Genomic DNA, 20,021 nt, shown 5'->3' on the forward strand with positions numbered 1-20,021 from the left:
CCGACTGGAAACTCCCTACGGGGAACGTTTAACTTCGAGTTGTAACGCTGCTTTTACCCATCCCAACTCGGCTGTAACTTTATCATAAATTGTGGTAATATCTTCTGATAAAGGAACGCCTTTTTCTAGAGTTTCACGGGCTTTCATCTCCAACTGTTCGCAGAGTTCAAAGAGTGTTAAAGCCCCCAACGTTCCACTAATTGATTTGAGAGAATGGGCGGCAGGTTTGAGTTGTTCGGCGTCTAGGTTTGTTGTCGCTGCTGCTATTTTTTCTAACAGTTCGGGTGCTGTTTCTATATACGCTTCGACTGCTTCTTCTAAGGCTTCAATCTCCCGTAAACTCTCAATCACATTCGGATCGAGAACGACCAATTTTTCACGGGGAGAAGTCGCCACTTGAGTCGAAAAAACTTGGGTTTGTTTAGGTTCATTCGTTAACTGAACAGTCTCAGAAACGACAACATCGATATTATTATTTAAAACAGCTTGATTAATCGGTTTACATTGTTTTAAAACAGAAACTAACTGTTCCATTCTAATCGGTTTACTGATATAATCATCCATACCCGCAGCAATACAATCATTGCGATCGCTTTCCATAGCATTCGCAGTTACGGCAATAATTCTTGGACGTTCAGACATATCTTGTTCGCGATCGCCGTAGAGTTTTTTAATCTGTCGCGCCGCTTCCAAACCATCCATTTCCGGCATTTGCATATCCATCAAAATCACATCATAGGTTTGACGCCGCAAAGCCTCTAATACTTCTAATCCATTCCCCGCCACATCCGCCCGATATCCCATCCGTTGTAAGATTTGCAAAGCCACTTTTTGATTAACTAAATGATCTTCAGCCAGTAGAATTCGCAAAGGTAAAGTTTTTGCCAGTAAAGGAATATCTTTAGTGAGTTTCACCCGATCTTTATCGGCTAAATGAACTTCTAGCGATTCTCCCCCTAAAATATTCATCAATACATTATAAAGCTGAGATTGTTTAATCGGCTTATTTAAACAAGCAGAAAAATCATAAAGTTGGGCGCGATCAATACTTTGCCTTCCCATCGAAGTTAACAAAACCAAAGGAACTCTTTTATAGGGTGATAGCTTGCGAATTTCTTTAGCTAATGACAGCCCATCAAAATCAGGCATTTGCATTTCTAACAACGCCATATCAAACGGTTCACCCTGACGCAAAATATTTAAGGCTTCTACTCCATTTGCGGCGGTTTTTGCTAGCATTCCCCAAGCTTGAGTTTGTAGAGTCAAAACTTGGCGATTTGTGGCATTGTTATCAACAATTAATAACCGTTTTTCGGTTAATTCAGGCGTTTTTCCCCACTCTTTTTTGAGATGAGAACAAGATTCTACAATAATAGTAAAATAAAAGGTTGAACCGACTGCTTTATTGGGAATAAAAGATTTAGACGTTTGTGAAACTTGATCAATTTTTACGGGATCGAGTAAGGGGCGATTCCCGGTAGAATTTGTCATAGAAGGTATAAAATCAGTAGGCGGTTCACCTGCTATTGTTTTGTGACTTTCCACCCACATTTGACCCCCCATCATTTCAGCAAGTCGTTTGCTAATTACTAATCCTAAACCCGTTCCGCCATATTGCCGACTGGTGGAAGAATCCACCTGACTAAAGGATTTAAACAAACGATTCATTCGTGCGGGTGGAATACCAATTCCGGTATCTCGGACTGCAAATTGAATCTGATAACGGTTGGGTTGAGTTGTCGTTTCTGTAGAATTTTCGTCTAGATTTTCTTCAGAAACAATCGGCTCTAAAGAAACTGCTTTTAGTGAAATTACCACTTCTCCGGTTTCTGTAAATTTAACAGCATTACTGAGAAGATTCACTAAAATTTGTCTAAGTCGCGCCCCATCTCCAATCACTTTAGAAGGCGTTATCGGGTCAATTAAATAGGCAAGTTCAATATTTTTACTGACTGCTTTTGTCGCGAGTAAATCCAACGATTCTTCAATACAAGTTCGCAAGTCAAATGGATGTTGTTCTAACTCCAACTTTCCCGATTCAATTTTTGAGAAATCCAGAATATCATTAATCAATGAAAGCAACGCATCGCTACTACTACGAATCGTTTCCACATAATCTTGTTGAGTAGAGGTGAGGCGAGTATCTAATAACAACCCTGTCATCCCAATTACCGCATTCATGGGGGTACGAATTTCGTGACTCATGGTGGCTAAAAACTCACTTTTCGCTTTAGTTGCAGCCAGGGCTTCATCTCGAACTTTAGCTAAATCTTGGGCGGTTTTTTGACGTTCAAGTTCACTTCCGATCCATTGTGCCATTAACTTTAAGAGTTCCCGATCAACGGCTTTAAAGGGTTCTGTTTTTGTTTGCTGACTCCAAAAACATAAAATCCCATAAACTTTATTTTCAACAATCACCGGAATGCCCATATAAGCTTCAATTTTAAATGGTGTTGAAGTTGAACAGGGTAAACCAGAAAATTGTAGGGATTCAAAATAAAGGGGTTTTTTAGATTTTGCTGTCATCAAACCCAAACTATCCGTCAATTCAAAAACTTTTCCTGTTTGGATCTCTGGATAGGGACACATAGCAGCCATGATTTCCAGTTTATATTGATTTTGAGTCGGATTAATATCTTCTAGACGAGAAAGCAACCCCACTTCTAAACCAAACTTATAACAACCCACTTTTAAAATTCGACGGAGACGTTCTTGAAAATTCATCTCTCGGGTGGATGTGATCTGATATAATGCTCGAATAGAAGCTTCACTATCTTGAAGTTGTTGTTCGCGTTGTTTGCGATCGCTAATATCTCGAGAAACGCCAATAATTTCTTGTGAATCTTCATTCTCAGAAGTCCGAATTGCGCTACTGGTGGTTTCAAACCAAATATAATTTCCATTTTTGTGACGGATGCGATAAGTGATGGTGTAAGTCACATTTTGACGCAATACAAAAAAATGAGCTTTCACTAAAGCATTCAAATCACGAGGATGAAGAAACTCAGCCGCAGTACAATTAATTAATTCTTCGGGTTCATATCCGAGTAAAATTCGACAAGCGGGTGAAGCATAAAGAATAATTCCGTCAACCGAATGGCGAGTAATCATATCGGTTGAATGTTCGGCTAATAAACGATAACGTTCTTCTTGTTGTAGGCGATCATGATCAGCATCTTCTAGGGCGCGAAGCATCTGATTAATGGTTTCAGCTAAATTCCCTAGTTCATCTTCTCCCAATACCGATACTTGTAGAGATAAGTCGCCACTACTGCTAATATTACTAACTTGATTGTTTAAATCAGATAAACGGGATAATACCAATCGTTCTAGAACAAAGAGGGTAATTCCACCTAAGATTGCACCCACAAACAAAACTGCTATAATTAAGTGATATTGACTATCTTGAGACGCTTTAGAGAAGATTCGGTTAACTTTTACTTCGAGTTTTAGGGCGTTTTTGCCTTGAATATCTCGCAGAACTGTATATCCCTCTAATATTGAATAATTCAGAGGTTCAACCCAAATATTTTCTGAGTTTTTTGAAGGAAATATGGCGGAACTCCAAGGTTTGATCTCGAGCGATAATTGACTTCTTTGGGCAATATCAGGAACTAAGCGGTTTAAATTCTGTCCTAATATAACAACACCTTGCAGGTTTGGAGAATCAGAGGTAAAAATGGGTTGAGTTGCAATTAACCAATTACTTTCTGGTAAAGTCAAAAGACCCGAACTTCCCGGGGTAAAAATTGAAGAATAAGAACTGTTTTTTTCTGCTACACTAGAGGACAATAAAAACTTAGACTGGGGGACTGTCTGACTATTTTCACTAAAAAATTGGCAGAGTCGAAAAGAATCTGAAGTCAGATAGTCTTGAAATGCTTCAGAAATTGGAATTTCTCGCTGACGAGTCGGATCAAATCCTCTACTAAAAACAACTTTCCCTTCCCCATTCACTAAGACGAATAAATCAACGGGTGTTTGTTGCCAATCTACCTCCATAGAATTTGAGGAACTGACAATCGCAGTAATATTGAGGGACTGGGCTTGATGTTGGGCTAGTTTTTCTAAGTTGACAGATTCTTGATGTAAAGCATTCACCGCCCGCATGACCTCTTGATGTACAGACTCCACTTCTAGGCGATGAAAGTTGTTATGCAGGACAATTGATACTGTGACATAGAGTGCCACAAGGAGACTTGATAGGGCTGCACCGATAATCAATAGAGTTTTCTTACGCAATTTCATGGGATATTCCTTAGTGGTGCGACTGAGTGACTCGCATCAATACACCTGCACCCAACTGATGGAGGGGAATCTCCGACCATGGCATCTCAATCAACTGTAATCGTTTGCTGGTGGCATTACCTCATCTTTTTGAGGGGTTGGTTGATGTCTCATCTCGATTTTAACTTGAATACTACAAACCCTTCCAATCTCCCTGTCTTGATCACCACAGAATATCAGAAAAATAGCCATTGAAAGTCACAGATAAAATCTTGTAAAACCTTTAACTCTTTGAATTGGGCTTAAATCTCATTTGATTGGATCACGGTTTGGTCATAAAAATTTGATACAATTCTATCTAATATATAGATATTCAAGTTAGGGTTATTTGGAGATCACTTTTCAAGCTTTAACACTCAATAACCTAATATTAAACTTCAACTCAAAAACAAAACTCAAAGTACGAGGTGTTTTTCAGGTGAAGATGATCCCAGATTTTTGCGGTATTGTTCGATCGAGTTGCTGTAGAACTCAAGGAGAGCGTCCCCTGTAAACGGGGGAAAATGAACAACCTTTTGTGGATCTTAACTCACCTATAGGTTTTTCAATAAAACTTTAGAGTTGATTCATGTCACAATAGAACACAAATTGAAGTCATAACGAGTTACTGCGGGGAAGTCAAATATGGTAGCCCTTACCGATAAAGTTCAATCAAGTCGCTTGACGATGGAAGTCAGCGAAACCGTTACAGATACAACAGCGATTCGTTCCTTAGATTGGGATCGCGATCGCTTTGATATCGAATTTGGATTACAAAATGGAACAACCTATAATTCATTCATCATCCGAGGCGAAAAAACCGCTTTAGTTGATACATCCCACGCCAAATTTCGTCAACAGTACCTCGAAACTCTCCAAGGACTGATTGATCCGCGTGAAATTGATTATCTGATTATCAGTCATACCGAACCCGATCACAGTGGTTTAGTCAAAGACGTTTTAGAACTCGCCCCGAATATTACCATTGTCGGCGCAAAAGTCGCCATTCAATTCCTCGAAAATCTGACTCACGTTGAGTTTAAACGCATTCAAGTCAAAAACGGTGAGACTCTAGACTTAGGCAATGGTCATCTCTTAGAATTTGTCTCTGCTCCCAATTTACATTGGCCAGACACGATTTTCACCTACGATCACAAAACCCAAACCCTGTTTACCTGTGATGCGTTTGGGATGCACTATTGTTCTGATCAAACCTATGATGCAAATTTAGCCGCAATAGAACCCGATTATCGCTTCTATTATGAATGCTTGATGGCACCGAACGCTCGTTCAGTCCTGAGCGCGATCAAACGCATGGAAAAACTCGGAGAAATCAATACGATCGCCACCGGACACGGGCCATTACTTCGTCATAACGTCGGGGAACTGGTAGGGCGTTACTTCGAGTGGAGTCAAGCCCAAACCAAAGGCGAAACTACTGTCGCGGTATTCTACTATTCCGACTACGCCTATAGTGATCGGCTTTCCCAAGCGATCGCTCATGGGGTAACTAAAACTGGAATTGCAGTCGAAATGCTAGATTTGCGATCAGCCGATCAGCAAGAAATTCGTGAACTCGCCAGTTCCGCCCAAGGCTTAATCGTGGGTACACCGCCTGTATCTGGCCCTGATGCTGAAATGGCCGAAGAAGCAATTAGCACGATTTTAGCCTCCACTCACGCCAAACAAGCCTTTGGTCTGTACGAAAGCGGCGAGAGTAGTCTATCGGTTTATCTGTTAGAAGTAAAGTTTAAACAAACCGGAATTAAACAAGGTTTTCCCTCCATTCGCGTCACAGAAACCCCAACCGAAAACACCTACAAACTCTGTGAAGAAGCGGGGACTGACATTGGACAGTGGTTAGGGTTGAAAAAAGCTGTTAAGCAAATGAAGTCTCTTGATAATGACCTCGATAAAGCGCTCGGTCGCCTCAGTGGAGGATTATATATTATCACCGCCACCAAAGGAGAAGTTCGCAGTGCGATGTTGGCGTCTTGGGTGTCTCAAGCCAGTTTTCAACCCTTGGGTTTGAGTATTGCGGTGGCAAAAGATCGGGCAATTGAAGCCTTAATGCAGGTGAATGATACCTTTGTTTTAAATGTCTTGGCAGAAAATAACTATCAAAAGCTGATGCGTCATTTTCTCAAACGGTTTGCGCCCGGTGCGGATCGTTTTGAAGGGGTTGAGACTCAAAGCGCAAGTAATGGCAGTCCGATTTTAACCGATGCGGTGGCTTATCTAGAATGTCAAGTCGCTAGTCGGATGGAGTTGAGTGATCACTGGATTATTTACGCTACGGTGCAGGCGGGACGGGTGAGTGATCCCGATACTTTACCTGCGGTTCACCATCGGAAAGTGGGTAATCATTACTAGACTGGGAATCAAAAAATAGGGAATGTAAAAGCGTGAGTTGATTGTTGTTCTCTGCGGGAGAGCGATAAAAAGGAGCTAAAGAAATGCCTGTTTTTTTACTTTTTTTAGGCAGCGGCGTTGATAAAATCAGAGGAGTAGGAATCTCTAGAGAACGCCTAATCATTCACGTCTCAGCCATTTCCCTATTTTTACGAGGTGCAATTCCATGTCTACCGATTTATTGAAAGACCGTAGTTACACAATTGTTATTGCTCGCAGTGGGGTCAGCCGCGATCAACACCATCCTTGGTTTAATGAATGGATAGATGCTCAAGCTTCTTTAATTGATTTGGCAAAGAAATGTCAGGAATTTGATCCCGAGGGCTTAACGATTTATGAGGCTTCTAGTTATTTAAAAAAATATCCGAAAGCGACCGTAAGTCGATTTGCCGATCTTTTACAAGAAAATAATCGTTCTTGTGTCACCAATATCATTGACATTAATGTAGTTGAAGCGGTTGCTGATATTCTCAATCATTATTTTGAGCGCAAAGAAAACCATCAAACTAAGCCAAAAGGTGAGATTATTGTGGTTGTTCTAGATAAACATGGCATTGATGGCATTGGAGATCTACAACAATTAATTATCAAATCCTCTCATCAGATGGATTATGCCGAAGAATTGGGAATTACCTTTATTCAAGTCGGAGATGATGTGACAACTCGACGATTTATGACGGGATTGGATGATGATTTAACCCAAGTTGGTGCTAAGTTTGATATCGTAGATACAAAATATTGGCATGAAGTTAAACGGAAATCCATTAATCAGTTTTTAATTGATGCAATTTTGGATTAAAGCAATTCACAACTCATTTAAAATAATCTAACATGACAGCAACACTTGTAAAAGCCCGTGACGTACAAACACTCTTGATTGCAGAAGATACAAAAGTCCTGCGATCGCGCACTTGGGATCGCCTAAAATTTGAGGTTGAATATTCCCTCAAAAAAGGCACCAGCGCCAATAGTTATCTGATTCAAGCTGAACACACTGCAATTATCGATCCGCCCGGAGAATCCTTTACCCGCAACTATATTGAAGCCTTGCAAATGCGGCTGAATTGGTCTAAATTAAATTACATTATCTTAGGACATTTTAATGCGAATCGAGGCGCGACGATTAAAGCATTATTAACACTAGCCCCACAAGTGACTTTTGTTTGTTCCAATCCTGCCGCCCTAGCTTTAAAAGAATATCTCAGCGACTACGATAATATTAACTTGCTCGTTGTTAAAGGAGAAGAAACCCTCGATCTCGGCAACGGACATCAACTGCAATTTATCGCCGTCCCCACACCCCGTTGGCCGGATGGCTTATTAACCTACGATCCCAAAACCCAAGTATTATACACCGATAAATTCTTTGGGGCGCACGTTTGCGGCGATCAGATTTTTGATGAAGGATGGTCAATTTATAGCGAAGATCGACGCTTTTATTATGATTGTCTTCATGCTGCCCAAGCCCGTCAAGTGCTTTCAACCCTCGATAAAATTGCAGATTTACCGCAAATTAAATTCTATGCAACAGGTCACGGGCCGTTAGTTCGTTATGGGATGAGTGAGTTAACTCACCTGTATCGAGAATGGAGTAATAAACAAAAAACTCAAGCTTTTAATGTGGCTTTATTATACGCTTCAGCCTATGGAAATACAGCAACTATCGCCCAAGCGATCGCCAAAGGTTTAACCAAAGCAGGTATTGCCGTCGAATCAATTAACTGTGAATATACCAAAGCTTCAGACATTCAAGCCGCGATTGAAAAATGTGATGGATTTATTATCGGTTCACCCACTCTCGGAGGTCACGCCCCGACCCAAATTCAAACCGCATTAGGAATTATATTAAACACCGCTTCTACCAATAAATTAGCTGGAGTTTTTGGGTCTTTTGGATGGAGTGGAGAAGCCATTGATATCCTCGAAGGTAAGCTAAAAGATGCCGGATATAAGTTTGGGTTTGAACCGATTCGTGTTAAATTTAAACCCACCGATGTTACCCTACAAACCTGCAAAGAAGCTGCTATTGACTTCGCCCAAACCCTCAGACGCACCCAAAAACTGCGGAGCGCCCGATCTTCTGTCACCGACTCTGGGGCTGATCGTACCGCCCAAGCTGTAGGGCGTTTAGTGGGTTCGCTGTGTGTGATGTGTTGTCGGCGAGAAGATGTTCAAAGTGCAATGTTGGCGTCATGGGTGTCTCAAGCGACATTTAACCCTCCTGGTTTAACCATCGCCGTCGCCAAAGATCGGGCGTTGGAGTCTTTAACCCATAGCGGCGATCAATTTTTGTTGAATATTTTAGAAGAAGGGAAACAACTACGAAAGCATTTTATCAAACGGTTTGCACCGGGAGAAGATCGGTTTGCGGGTTTGGAGATTGGGGAAGCATCTAATGGTTGTGTGGTACTAAAAGATGCGTTGGCTTATCTCGAATGTGAGGTTAAACAACGGATGGAATGTGGCGATCATTGGTTGATTTATGCCACTGTTACGAATGGTCAGATATTGAGTTCTGAAGGAGTAACAGCCGTTCATTACCGAAAAATTGGTACTCATTATTAAAGAAGGCAGAAGTAGGGAGACAGAGGGCAGAGGTTGATTTGTTTAGACCTAGTATACCTCTCCTAAACTCCCAGAGTTGCAGAAGATTTAGATCTAATTGATCAAAAAAGATACACCGTTGCGAAGAGACTCTCTTTGTGTTTGGTGTGTCTTTTTAGTTTGTATTCTTAACTGAAGCTCAAGATCAAGTAGAGTTATAACATTTTCATACTTTTTTATACTTTTTCTCACGGCATTCAAAACTGTTTGAATTTGTTTCCTCAAACCCTTTGATATCAAGGTTGGCGATCAGTAATAATTCATTAAACCCCTAATAATCAAGGATTTCACCACAATTCGGTTCACGCTTACAAAATCAAACTTTACAAAGTTATATAAAAAATAGTGCAGTTCATATTGATTTATCAGGATATTTTCAGGCTTTTTTAAGAAAACAATCATTTTGCTCTCAGATTAAAATAAAAACAATTTTCTCTATAACTACATACGTTTTCAAACATTTTCATATTGTCTTTGTTCTAAATCAAGATTAAATTTGTTGATAACAAGATTGATTAATCAGTTCTGAAATGAGTAGAGATTAATTTCACGCTCTGACCGGACAAAGATTTAATTAATGCAAACAAATTTAAAAGGAGAACAACAATGGCAACCTTTAACATCGATACAACCCTTGATATTGTTGCTGGTGATGGTTTAACCAGCTTGCGAGAAGCCGTTAATGCCGCCGCAAATACGCCCGGTTCAGACATCATTAACCTTAGTAGTATTGTTGAGTTGAACAGTCCCCTGTTAATCACCGCAGGCAACGATCTGGATTTTAATGGAAACGGTTCATTTACCGGAATTGATGGCAACGGCCAAACTCAGCTTTTTGACATCCGCAGCGAAGCAAACGTTCGGTTTGAAAACCTCACCCTAAGCGGAGGAGTCGCACGGGGAGGTAATGGACTCCGAGGAGGAGGCGGTGGCGGTGGCTTAGGCGGGGCCATCTTTACCAGTGGTAACGTTAGCCTAGAAAGCGTCTGGTTTCGCGATCACCAAGCCATTGGCGGTAACGGTTTCAATGGCCGGGGCGACGGTGGACGAGGCGGTAACGCCTTCAATAGTGGCAGTGGTGGCTTCAACGGAGGTAATGGTGGAGTATTCAGTCTAACCACGTTCAACCAAGTGGCTACAGCTGGTTCCGGGGGTAATGGAGCTTCTGATCAAACACCAGCAGGCTCTGGTGAAGCGGGTAGTGGAGGCTTGTTTGCCACAGGTGGTGCCAGCGGTGGTGGTGGTGGTGGCGGTGGCGGTGAAGCCGTTAGTTTCCCCAATGCTGGTGGTCAGGGTGGTAATGGTGGTGCTGGTGGTTTTGGCGGTGGCGGCGGTGGTGGTGGCGGCGGTGGCGGCGGTGGCGCTTCACTCCTTCTTGGTGCCGATAATACTGGTGGTCCTGGTGGTACTGGTGGTCCTGGTGGTGCTGGTGGTTTTGGTGGTGGCCGAGGTCAAAATGGTCAAGATGGTGAGGAAGGTAATGCCAATTTCTTAGGTGATGATCCTGGCGTGGGGGGAATTGGTGGCGACGGTGGCGGTGGCGCTGGCTTGGGGGGTGCAATCTTTGTCAACGAAGGTACGCTGACGCTTGGAGACAATATCCTGTTTGAGAACAATACCGCCACAGGAGGAACGGGGTTTGAAGATGGACAGGGTAAAGGGGGCGCGATCTTTGTTCGAGAGGATTTGGATGCTGAAGTCGTTGTTTTGGGAGAAGATTTCGCTGCGGCAAATATCCGATTTGTCGAAAATAATGCTTCCGATGATGATAATATCAACAGGCAAACCAGCGATCCGAATATTTTCTTCACCGACAACCCCAACACCTTTGGAAATATTGAGTTTCTACCCCCTACACCTCAAAATCAAAACAATCCTTTAGGCAATATTGATGTTGGTTTTAACAGCGCTCCCACCTTTGTCGATGAAAATGGGGATGGAGATCTTGATTTGTTCATCGGTGCGGGTGACGGAACCATTGCGATCGCTCGAAATGAAGGCACCGCGACTAATCCTAATTTTTCAGCCCCAATAGTTATTCGAGATGTGGGCAACCGCAGCACTCCCACTTTTGTCGATATTGATAACGATGGCGATCAAGATCTATTTTCCGGAGATACTTTTGGCCGACTTCACTATTATCGCAACCGGGGTAATGTCAATGGCGCAAGTTTCGACCCTCCTATCATTAATCCCTTTGGTTTTTCGGGTGCAGGCGGTTTATCTAATCCTGCGTTTGCCGATATTGATGGGGATGGCGATCACGATTTATTTGTCGGAACAGCCACCGGAACAACGCTATTTTATCGCAATACCGGAACTCGCACCAGTCCGAATTTTGTTCGGGGAGATAACAATCCTTTTGGGTTAACCGAGGTTTCGGGTTCAGCAGCGCCGAGCTTTTTTGATGCCGAAAATGATGGAGATTTTGATGCTTTTATTGGAACTGGAGACGGAACCAGCATCTATTTTATTAACTTAGGAACTCCTACATCTCCACTTTTTGTGAATACGTCTACTACAGCCGTAGCCAATGGATCATCTTCTGATTCTTCCGAACCCGCTCCACCAATTCAGTTACCGGACAGTTTACCCGATGTGGGTATTGATGCAACACCCGTTTTAGTTGATATTAACAACGATGGTTTTCTGGATGCTTTTATTGGCGAAAATAATGGTACGGTCAACTTTTTCAATGGAGTTATTGAAGGTGGTGACTATCCGGTTCCGGTAAATTTAGGGGATGGAACGGTTGTTTTAGGGGGTTTTGGTGGTGTTGGCAATAGCACCGAATTTCCGGAAGTTTTCGATGAGTTGCACTTTTTTGGCGAAGGTTTAACGGCTGAGAATTTACTTTTAACTCAAAATGGCGAGGATTTAGAACTATCTTTTGAGGGGATTGATAATACTCAAGTTGTTCTCAAAAGCTTGGAGTTAGAAGATTTAGAAAACCAAGACAATGGTGTTGGTAATATTATCTTTGACGGAAAAACGGCTATTGAAGACAGTTTTGATGTGATTGATGCCGATGCCAATCCGACTCAAGTTGAACGGGTTAACACTGTTACTTTCCTCAATGATTTGGATAACGCTATTATCGGGTTTGATGACTCGAATGATGTGATTAATGGTCAAGGTGGGAATGATATTATTGCGGGTTTAAGTGGTGATGATTTAATCCGAGGTGGTGACGGTGATGATGTTTTACGTGGCGATCTGAATGAACGTTCTCCTGGCGGTTTAGAAGGGGGAAATGATACCTTAATTGGCGGAGAGGGTAACGATCGCATTGGTGGAAAAGGCGGTAATGATCAATTATTCGGTTCTGAAGGTGATGATCAACTTTATGGTGATGCTGGAGATGATCTTTTAAATGGCGGTTTGGGTAATGATACCCTACAAGGAGATGATTTATCTGGCGCTCAAGGAAGTGATACGTTTGTATTAGCTGAAGGACAGGGTATTGATACCATTATAGACTTTGAAATTGGCATTGATTTTATCGGTTTAGCAGAGGGGTTGAATGTCGATCAACTTACATTTTTTGAGAATGAAATTCGTCTCAATGACAACACTTTAGCCATTGTTAATGGTGTGGATACAACAACACTCGAACAGTCTAGTTTTCTATCAGTTTAAGTTAGATGTGATGAAGTTTGAGTTGATAAATTTGTAGTTTAAAGCCTCTACTCTATACCTCTATTTGAGTATTGGAGTAGGGGAATTTTAGATTTCTAATTTTGCCAGTCCCAAATATTGAATTCCCAAAGGTGTCACCTCAAACCGACAGGGTAAGACTTCAACTCCGATGTTTATCGCTTCTTTTAACAACTTTGCATAAACCGGATCGGCTTCTTTTCCCGGAGAAAAGCGATCGCAATCTCCCCGATTAATAAAATACAACATCACCGCTCGGCCGCCTTGTTGTACAATCGTGGTTAACTCTCTTAAATGTTTCTGTCCCCGTGTCGTAACGGTATCGGGAAATAACGCCAATCCCTCTTTTGCCCAAGTCGTATTTTTTACTTCTAAATAAATCGGTTGATTCTCCCCTTGCAACCAAAAATCAACCCGACTTCTGCTATCTTGACCGTAAACCACTTCTTTTTTAATCTCGCTATAGTTTCCCAACTCTGGAAACAAATGTTGTTCAAGGGCTAATTTTATCACCCGATTGGGTAAACCTGTATTCACCCCCACCCAAGTCGGTTGATTATCCGTCAGTTGTATCAATTCCCAAGTATAGGCTAACTTCCGCTTCGGATTATTACTGGGCGAGACTTGAACTGCATTTCCCAACACACAAACCCCCGTCATCGGGCCAGTATTCGGACAATGGGCGGTAATGGTTTCTCCGGATGTCAGCATAATATCAGCGAAGAACCGTTTGTAACGATTGACTAAAACGCCCGCTTGCAATGGCGGATATTGATAGAGGAAATCAGTCATCAGGCAAGTAAAATCAAGAGTAACTTCACTATTTTGCCTGATCGACGCATCTACAGCGAATTCTTTCTCTACCCTATTTTCTAATTGTCCATTCCCCGATAAACTAGGGGTTGCCACTCAGTGTTTATAACCATTTGTGTCTGGATCGCAAAAAACAACTCGTTCCCTGGTCAGTATTGCTACCGTTGTAGCAGTCGCAACCCTGATCAGCAAAGTATTTGGCCTGGTTCGACAACAGGTGATGGCAGCACTTTTCGGCGTGGGGGCGGCGATCGACGCCTACAACTACGCTTACGTCATTCCCGGTTTTCTGTTGATTTTACTCGGTGGAATTAATGGCCCGTTTCATAGCGCCATTGTCAGCGCCCTCGCCAAACGCGATCGCAGTGAAGCCGCACCTTTGATCGAAACGATCACCACTTTAGTCAGTGGGGTATTGTTATTGATCACAGTATTTATGGTTGTATTTGCGAGTCCATTAATTGATTTAGTCGCGCCTGGACTCAGCCAAACTCCTGAAGGTTTAGAAATTCGGGCGATCGCGATCCAACAACTGCAAATTATGGCACCAATGGCGTTATTTGCGGGGTTAATTGGCATTGGTTTCGGAACGTTAAATGCAGCCGATATGTATTGGCTACCGTCTATTAGTCCGTTATTTTCTAGTGTTGCTTTAATTGGCAGTTTGGGAATATTGGCGGTTTATCTCGGCCCTAAAATTACCGATCCCCAATATGCTTTACTGGGTGGAATTGTGTTGGCGCTTGGAACATTAGCCGGGGCGGTATTGCAATGGTTGGTACAACTTCCGGCAATGTGGAAATCGCAACTCGGAAAATTGCGGTTGAGATTTAACCTCAAACAACCTGGGGTTAAAGATGTAATGCGCGTCATGCTTCCAGCAACTTTTTCATCGGGAATGCTGCAAATAAACGTTTATACAGACTTATTTTTTGCCTCTTATATTCCCCAAGCTGCTGCTGCACTGGCTTATTCTGGGTTATTAGTTCAAACGCCGTTAGGAATTATTTCTAATGTGATTTTAGTGCCGTTTTTACCGATATTTTCTCGACTGCGAGAACCCGCAGATTGGCCGGAATTAAAGAACAGAATTCGACAAGCGTTGATGTTAACCGCTTTAACTATGTTACCTTTAAGTGCGATCATTGTTGCCTTAGCATTACCCATTGTGCGAGTGGTTTATGAACGGTTTGCATTTGATTTAGCAGCGTCTCAATTTGTCGCTTCGGTATTGATGGCTTATGGCGCGGGAATGTTTGTCTATTTGGGGCGAGATGTTTTAGTTCGAGTCTTTTATGGGTTGGGAGATGGAGAAACACCTTTTCGAGTCAGTATGGTGAATATTGTCTTGAATGGGGTGTTAGATTTTCTGCTCGTGAAAGCGTTTGGCGCACCGGGTTTAGTCTTAGCAACGGTGGGTGTTAATTTAGTTTCGATGTTAATGTTTTTAGTGCTATTAGATCGCAAGTTAAACGGGCTTCCGTGGCGAGAATGGGGGTTTCCGTTACTCGGTTTAACGGTGGGGAGTTTATTTGCAGGTTTGGCTTGTTGGGGAACGGTTTGGGGAACTCAAAGCCTTTTAGGAAGTGAGGGATTTTTGATTTTATTAATAGAACTTTGTTTAGCCACAACAGTCGGACTCTCTGTATTTGCTATCTTTGCAATGCAAATGAATTTACCTGAAGTTGATTTATTAATGAGTAAAGTCAGACAACGAATTAGTCGATAAATGAAGTTGTGTATTGGTTGATGGATTGTTGCTGTTTTTCGACCTATTGGACACAAGTGAGGACTTTTAGAGTATTTTTATTGGAAATGTAAACAGGAGTGTAAGTCTCTCCCTTGCTGGATTGGTCTGGTCAGTTAACAGTTGTTCACAAATTATTTGAAAATACTATAGAACCCGTGTTGATGAGACGATTACTCTAAAATCCTTGAACTCAGAAAAACTTTTACTCTTGGTGATCAATTTCTAACCTAAGAGAGAGTTTTTTTCTGACGCGAACGTAAATATTACGGTATGTTAAAGAGTAATGCACCTCACTAACTTATAATATGACCTCAACAGTTGCAACAAACCCTTATCTTGATGGTAATTTCGCCCCAATTCGGGATGAAATAACTGCTGATCATTTAAAAGTCATCGGTGAACTTCCTGCGGGTTTGTCGGGGATGTTTTTACGAAACGGCCCGAATCCTCAATTTTCGCCCATTGGACAGTATCATTGGTTTGATGGAGATGGGATGATTCATGGGGTTCGTATCCAAGACGGTAAAGCGTCTTATCATAATCGCTATGTTCGGACTCTGGGCTATAAAACCGAACATGAAGCCGGAACCGCCCTCTGGAGTGGAATTTTTGAACCGCCCCAACAAAATCTTCCCGGTGGCCCGAGCAAAAATACTGGAAACACAGCTTTAGTTTGGCACGCGGGTCAATTTTTTGCACTCTGGGAAGGGGGAGAACCTCATGCGTTAAAGCTTCCAGAAATTGATACGGTTGGGGCTTATAACTTTGATGGTAAACTCACCTGTGCATTTACCGCCCATCCGAAAGTTGACCCCCAAACGGGTGAAATGAGGTTTATCGGTTATTCAATGTCAGCCCCTCCTTATCTCCAATACGGTTGGGTTGGTGCAGATGGAAAACTGAAGCAAATTAACCCGATAGAACTTCCCGTTGGGGTGATGATGCACGATTTTGCCATCACGAAAAACTATACAATATTTATGGATTTACCCCTAACATTCCGCATGGAACGGATACAACGGGGCGAACCTGCGATAATGTTTGAAAAAGAAACACCGAGTCGGTTTGGTATTGTTCCTCGTCACGGGGATAATAGCCAAGTGAAATGGTTTGAATGTCCGTCTTGTTTTATTTTCCATACGTTAAACGCCTACGAACAGGGTTCGGAAGTTGTTTTAATTGCTTGTCGGATGGAGTCTACTTCTGTATTGGCAATGACTGGTGATGATGCTTCTGATATTCCCTTGTTATATTGTTGGCGGTTTAATATGGAAACCGGGGAAGTGAAGCAAGAACAGTTGGATGATGCGCCTTCGGAGTTTCCGACAATTAATAATCAGTTCACCGGACTACAAACCCGCTACGGTTATACGGGTAAAACGGCAAAGACTGAACTTCCCAAATTAGAAGGGATTAATAAATACGATTTTGAAAAAAATACTTGTCAGGTTCACCGTTTTGGAGAGGGACGTTTTGGGGGTGAAGCGGTGTTTGTTCCTCGTTCAGATGATAGTGCCGAGGATGAGGGTTGGTTGGTGACGTTTGTTCACGATGAGAATCAAAACCAGTCAGAATTAGTGATTGTTGATGCTCAGAATATCACGTCTGAACCTGTGGCGCGAGTGATTATTCCCCAACGGGTTCCCTATGGTTTTCATGGAACTTGGGTGTCTCAAGAACAGTTTCAATAATTTTCTGAGATCACCAAACCGGATCTTAAATTAAGTCCATCCAGACAAAATTCGGTGTATAAAATAGGCCCTGGTTGATCATTGCCAGGGTCTTTATTATCAAAGTAAATATTTAGAAATGTAAAGATTCAGTCTATTTTGTTTGAAAATTCTTGATTTTTGTTAGAACCGTTGAATAGTATAGCAAGATATAAGCTCATTAATCCAGTTTTAGATGAGGTTAAAAATCCAGGATTTAAGTGTAAGCTATTAACGATAATAGCGTTATTGCTAATATCAAAAGTATAGTTACAAGATATTGCTTACACTCGATCTGGAAATCAAATAGAAGTATCATAAGGGTGTTCAGTCTAAGTTTTAACTTGGAAAGGTAAACTAAATATTGAGGAAATATTGACTATGACTCTAAAAACAGAATTAAGAACAGGAATAGTTAAGTTTTTGCAAAAAACCAAACTGAATAAATTCGCTCACAAAGTTTATTATGGGTATGTTCATGGTTTTAATAGTGCGACTCCTGAGTTAGAAGATGCTTTAGAGATTGTGTTTCAAAAAGCTCAAGAATTCGGAACAGCAGATCAGGGAGATTACTGTGAGTTTGGTGTATTCAAAGGATATGCGTTTTGGAAAGCCCAAAATATTTCTACACAGTTCAAAGATGATTTTGCTCAGATGAGATTTTTGGGTTTTGATTCTTTTCAAGGATTACCGGAAATCACTAACCCAGAAGATCAAACCCAAGAGGAAGTTTTTTATCAAGGTCAATATAATTGTTCAAAAGAAGGCGTCATCAATAATTTAAACTCGAAAGGTGTAGACTGGGAAAGAACTTTTTTAGTCGAAGGCTTTTTTGAAGACTCTCTGACTGAAGCGGTCAAGACTCAATACAATTTGAATAAAATCACGATTGGATTAATTGACTGTGATCTTTATTCTTCTACACAAGAGGTGCTAAAGTTCATCTCAAATATGCTGATAGACAAGACGATACTGATCTTTGATGACTGGAATTGCTTTGATGGAGATAATAATCGAGGTCAACGAAAAGCTTTTCGAGAATTTCTAGAAGAAAACCCGCAATTTGATCAAGAAGAATTTATCTCTTATGGAGCTTATGGTCAAGTTTTTATCATCCATAAAAAGTCTTCTGAAGTCTAACCTCTGTAATTGATAGTCAATAACCCGGCTTCCTAGAGAAATCGGGTTTTTAGATTGGGCGACTCTTATTGAGCAGTTAGGATACATGATTTTATCCTCTATTTGCGCCCACGGGTGGGTATCAAAATTTCGCGATCGCTGTCAATGGCTGGAGGAGTTATGCTGTCTGGGTTTGCGGTCGTTGGTTCTGTGTAGAGGTGGGCGCATCCCACTGTGTAAGGGTTTCAGGGTTTTTGACAAATCTGAGGCAATCCGGTATTATAGTTTTAGTCGCACCAGGCGCAACTGTACCTCGAAAACTGAATATAGTAGGAGTTTCAAGATTCCGCAGTTGCAATTAACAAGAATCCCTATGAGGGATTGAAACCTGAAAATAAAAACGTTGTATTGTAAAGCGATCCTGTAGCGTTGCAATTAACAAGAATCCCTATGAGGGATTGAAACATTTACTGCGAAGGCCGAACTGTATGGAGTAAAGTTGCAATTAACAAGAATCCCTATGAGGGATTGAAACCCAACCGCGATTATTTCCGCCGAAGTTGCGGTGATAGCCTCGACTACAAGTTGCAATTAACAAGAATCCCTATGAGGGATTGAAACTATTTTACTCTTTCCAAATGGGGGAATGCAAAGGTTGCAATTAACAAGAATCCCTATGAGGGATTGAAACGTTTCTGAATGCTTACTCAAATCAGAGATAAATGGTTGCAATTAACAAGAATCCCTATGAGGGATTGAAACTAAATTGAGAAGTTTTTGAGCTACGTTTCGACCTGTTTTCCGGTTGCAATTAACAAGAATCCCTATGAGGGATTGAAACTTTTGGGGAAGTATCAGAGCGTGACGTGCGACGAGTTGCAATTAACAAGAATCCCTATGAGGGATTGAAACACTATGGCTTATATGAGGGGCAGGACAAAGTAGTTTTTGTTGCAATTAACAAGAATCCCTATGAGGGATTGAAACCAAAACAAGATACACGTCGAAGAAGCCAACCAGGTTGCAATTAACAAGAATCCCTATGAGGGATTGAAACTTGGAAATACTTCAAGCATTGAAGGATGGAGGCTTGGGTTGCAATTAACAAGAATCCCTATGAGGGATTGAAACATCAAATCTACCCCCCGCTTTACTGAGGGGTTGAAGAATAGTTGCAATTAACAAGAATCCCTATGAGGGATTGAAACCCCCCAAGCAGTCCTCAGCGGCCTGTGATATTCATCTAAGGTTGCAATTAACAAGAATCCCTATGAGGGATTGAAACAAAAGCCCTGTATCTTCGTTGATCGTTGAATGTTGCAATTAACAAGAATCCCTATGAGGGATTGAAACATAGAAAAAACCCTACATTGTATTAAACATTAAGAAGTTGCAATTAACAAGAATCCCTATGAGGGATTGAAACTACAAGATTACTGATATCAAGTTCCGCTCCCGACGATTGCACTATAGTTGCAATTAACAAGAATCCCTATGAGGGATTGAAACTTGTTCTCGGTAAGAAATGGAACGAGAAACCAGCTAGTTGCAATTAACAAGAATCCCTATGAGGGATTGAAACTACAAATCTCCCAACGAATACTTCCCGATACCGTTGCAATTAACAAGAATCCCTATGAGGGATTGAAACTTTCCCATTAATAATATTAAGAGGAAAAAATAAACCGGTT

Annotated in this window: 9 protein-coding genes and 1 CRISPR repeat array (1 of these 10 only partly in view); of the genes, 7 read left to right on the plus strand and 2 right to left on the minus strand. The window is 41.5% G+C overall.

Features of this window, described 5'->3' with window-relative positions; genetic code table 11:
* Positions 1-15 precede the first annotated feature (15 nt).
* Positions 16-4,248, minus strand: coding sequence for a response regulator (locus L8106_RS07450; RefSeq protein WP_009783637.1), 4,233 nt, complete (start codon positions 4,246-4,248; stop codon positions 16-18).
* Positions 4,249-4,911: 663 nt separating this feature from the next.
* On the opposite strand from L8106_RS07450, the gene L8106_RS07455 reads away from it, so the two are divergent.
* From L8106_RS07455 to L8106_RS33500, 4 genes are all read left to right on the plus strand, one after another.
* Positions 4,912-6,639 (plus strand): diflavin flavoprotein, encoded by a 1,728-nt coding sequence (locus L8106_RS07455; RefSeq protein WP_009783638.1) that lies wholly within the window; start codon positions 4,912-4,914, stop codon positions 6,637-6,639.
* Between the two features lie 205 nt (positions 6,640-6,844).
* Complete coding sequence (locus tag L8106_RS07460) at positions 6,845-7,477, plus strand: hypothetical protein (RefSeq protein WP_009783639.1); 633 nt, start codon at positions 6,845-6,847, stop codon at positions 7,475-7,477.
* A 32-nt stretch (positions 7,478-7,509) separates the two neighbouring features.
* A complete protein-coding gene (locus tag L8106_RS07465; protein ID WP_009783640.1) occupies positions 7,510-9,243 on the plus strand; it encodes a diflavin flavoprotein in 1,734 nt (577 codons plus the stop codon).
* A 645-nt stretch (positions 9,244-9,888) separates the two neighbouring features.
* A complete protein-coding gene (locus tag L8106_RS33500) occupies positions 9,889-12,921 on the plus strand; it encodes an FG-GAP-like repeat-containing protein (protein ID WP_009783641.1) in 3,033 nt (1,010 codons plus the stop codon).
* 87 nt (positions 12,922-13,008) lie between these two features.
* Here the strand turns inward: L8106_RS33500 and sfsA are convergent, their stop codons facing one another.
* Positions 13,009-13,731, minus strand: coding sequence for a DNA/RNA nuclease SfsA (gene sfsA / locus L8106_RS07475; protein WP_039895697.1), 723 nt, complete (start codon positions 13,729-13,731; stop codon positions 13,009-13,011).
* A 136-nt stretch (positions 13,732-13,867) separates the two neighbouring features.
* On the opposite strand from sfsA, the gene murJ reads away from it, so the two are divergent.
* The 3 genes from murJ (at position 13,868) to L8106_RS29430 (ending at position 18,351) form a co-directional block, all read left to right on the plus strand.
* Positions 13,868-15,481, plus strand: a complete 1,614-nt coding sequence (gene murJ, locus L8106_RS07480; protein WP_009783643.1) for a murein biosynthesis integral membrane protein MurJ — start codon at positions 13,868-13,870, stop codon at positions 15,479-15,481.
* Between the two features lie 326 nt (positions 15,482-15,807).
* Complete coding sequence (locus tag L8106_RS07485; protein WP_009783644.1) at positions 15,808-17,193, plus strand: carotenoid oxygenase family protein; 1,386 nt, start codon at positions 15,808-15,810, stop codon at positions 17,191-17,193.
* A gap of 399 nt (positions 17,194-17,592) precedes the next feature.
* Positions 17,593-18,351 carry a methyltransferase gene (locus tag L8106_RS29430; RefSeq protein ID WP_009783645.1) on the plus strand — a complete coding sequence of 253 codons (759 nt, stop codon included), beginning with the start codon at positions 17,593-17,595 and terminating at the stop codon, positions 18,349-18,351.
* Between the two features lie 329 nt (positions 18,352-18,680).
* Positions 18,681-20,021: direct repeats of the CRISPR family, unit length 37 nt; unit sequence GTTGCAATTAACAAGAATCCCTATGAGGGATTGAAAC; it runs 180 nt beyond the window's last position.

The sequence above is a fragment of the Lyngbya sp. PCC 8106 genome (genome assembly GCF_000169095.1).
In the GTDB taxonomy this organism is placed as follows: Bacteria; Cyanobacteriota; Cyanobacteriia; order Cyanobacteriales; family Microcoleaceae; genus Capilliphycus.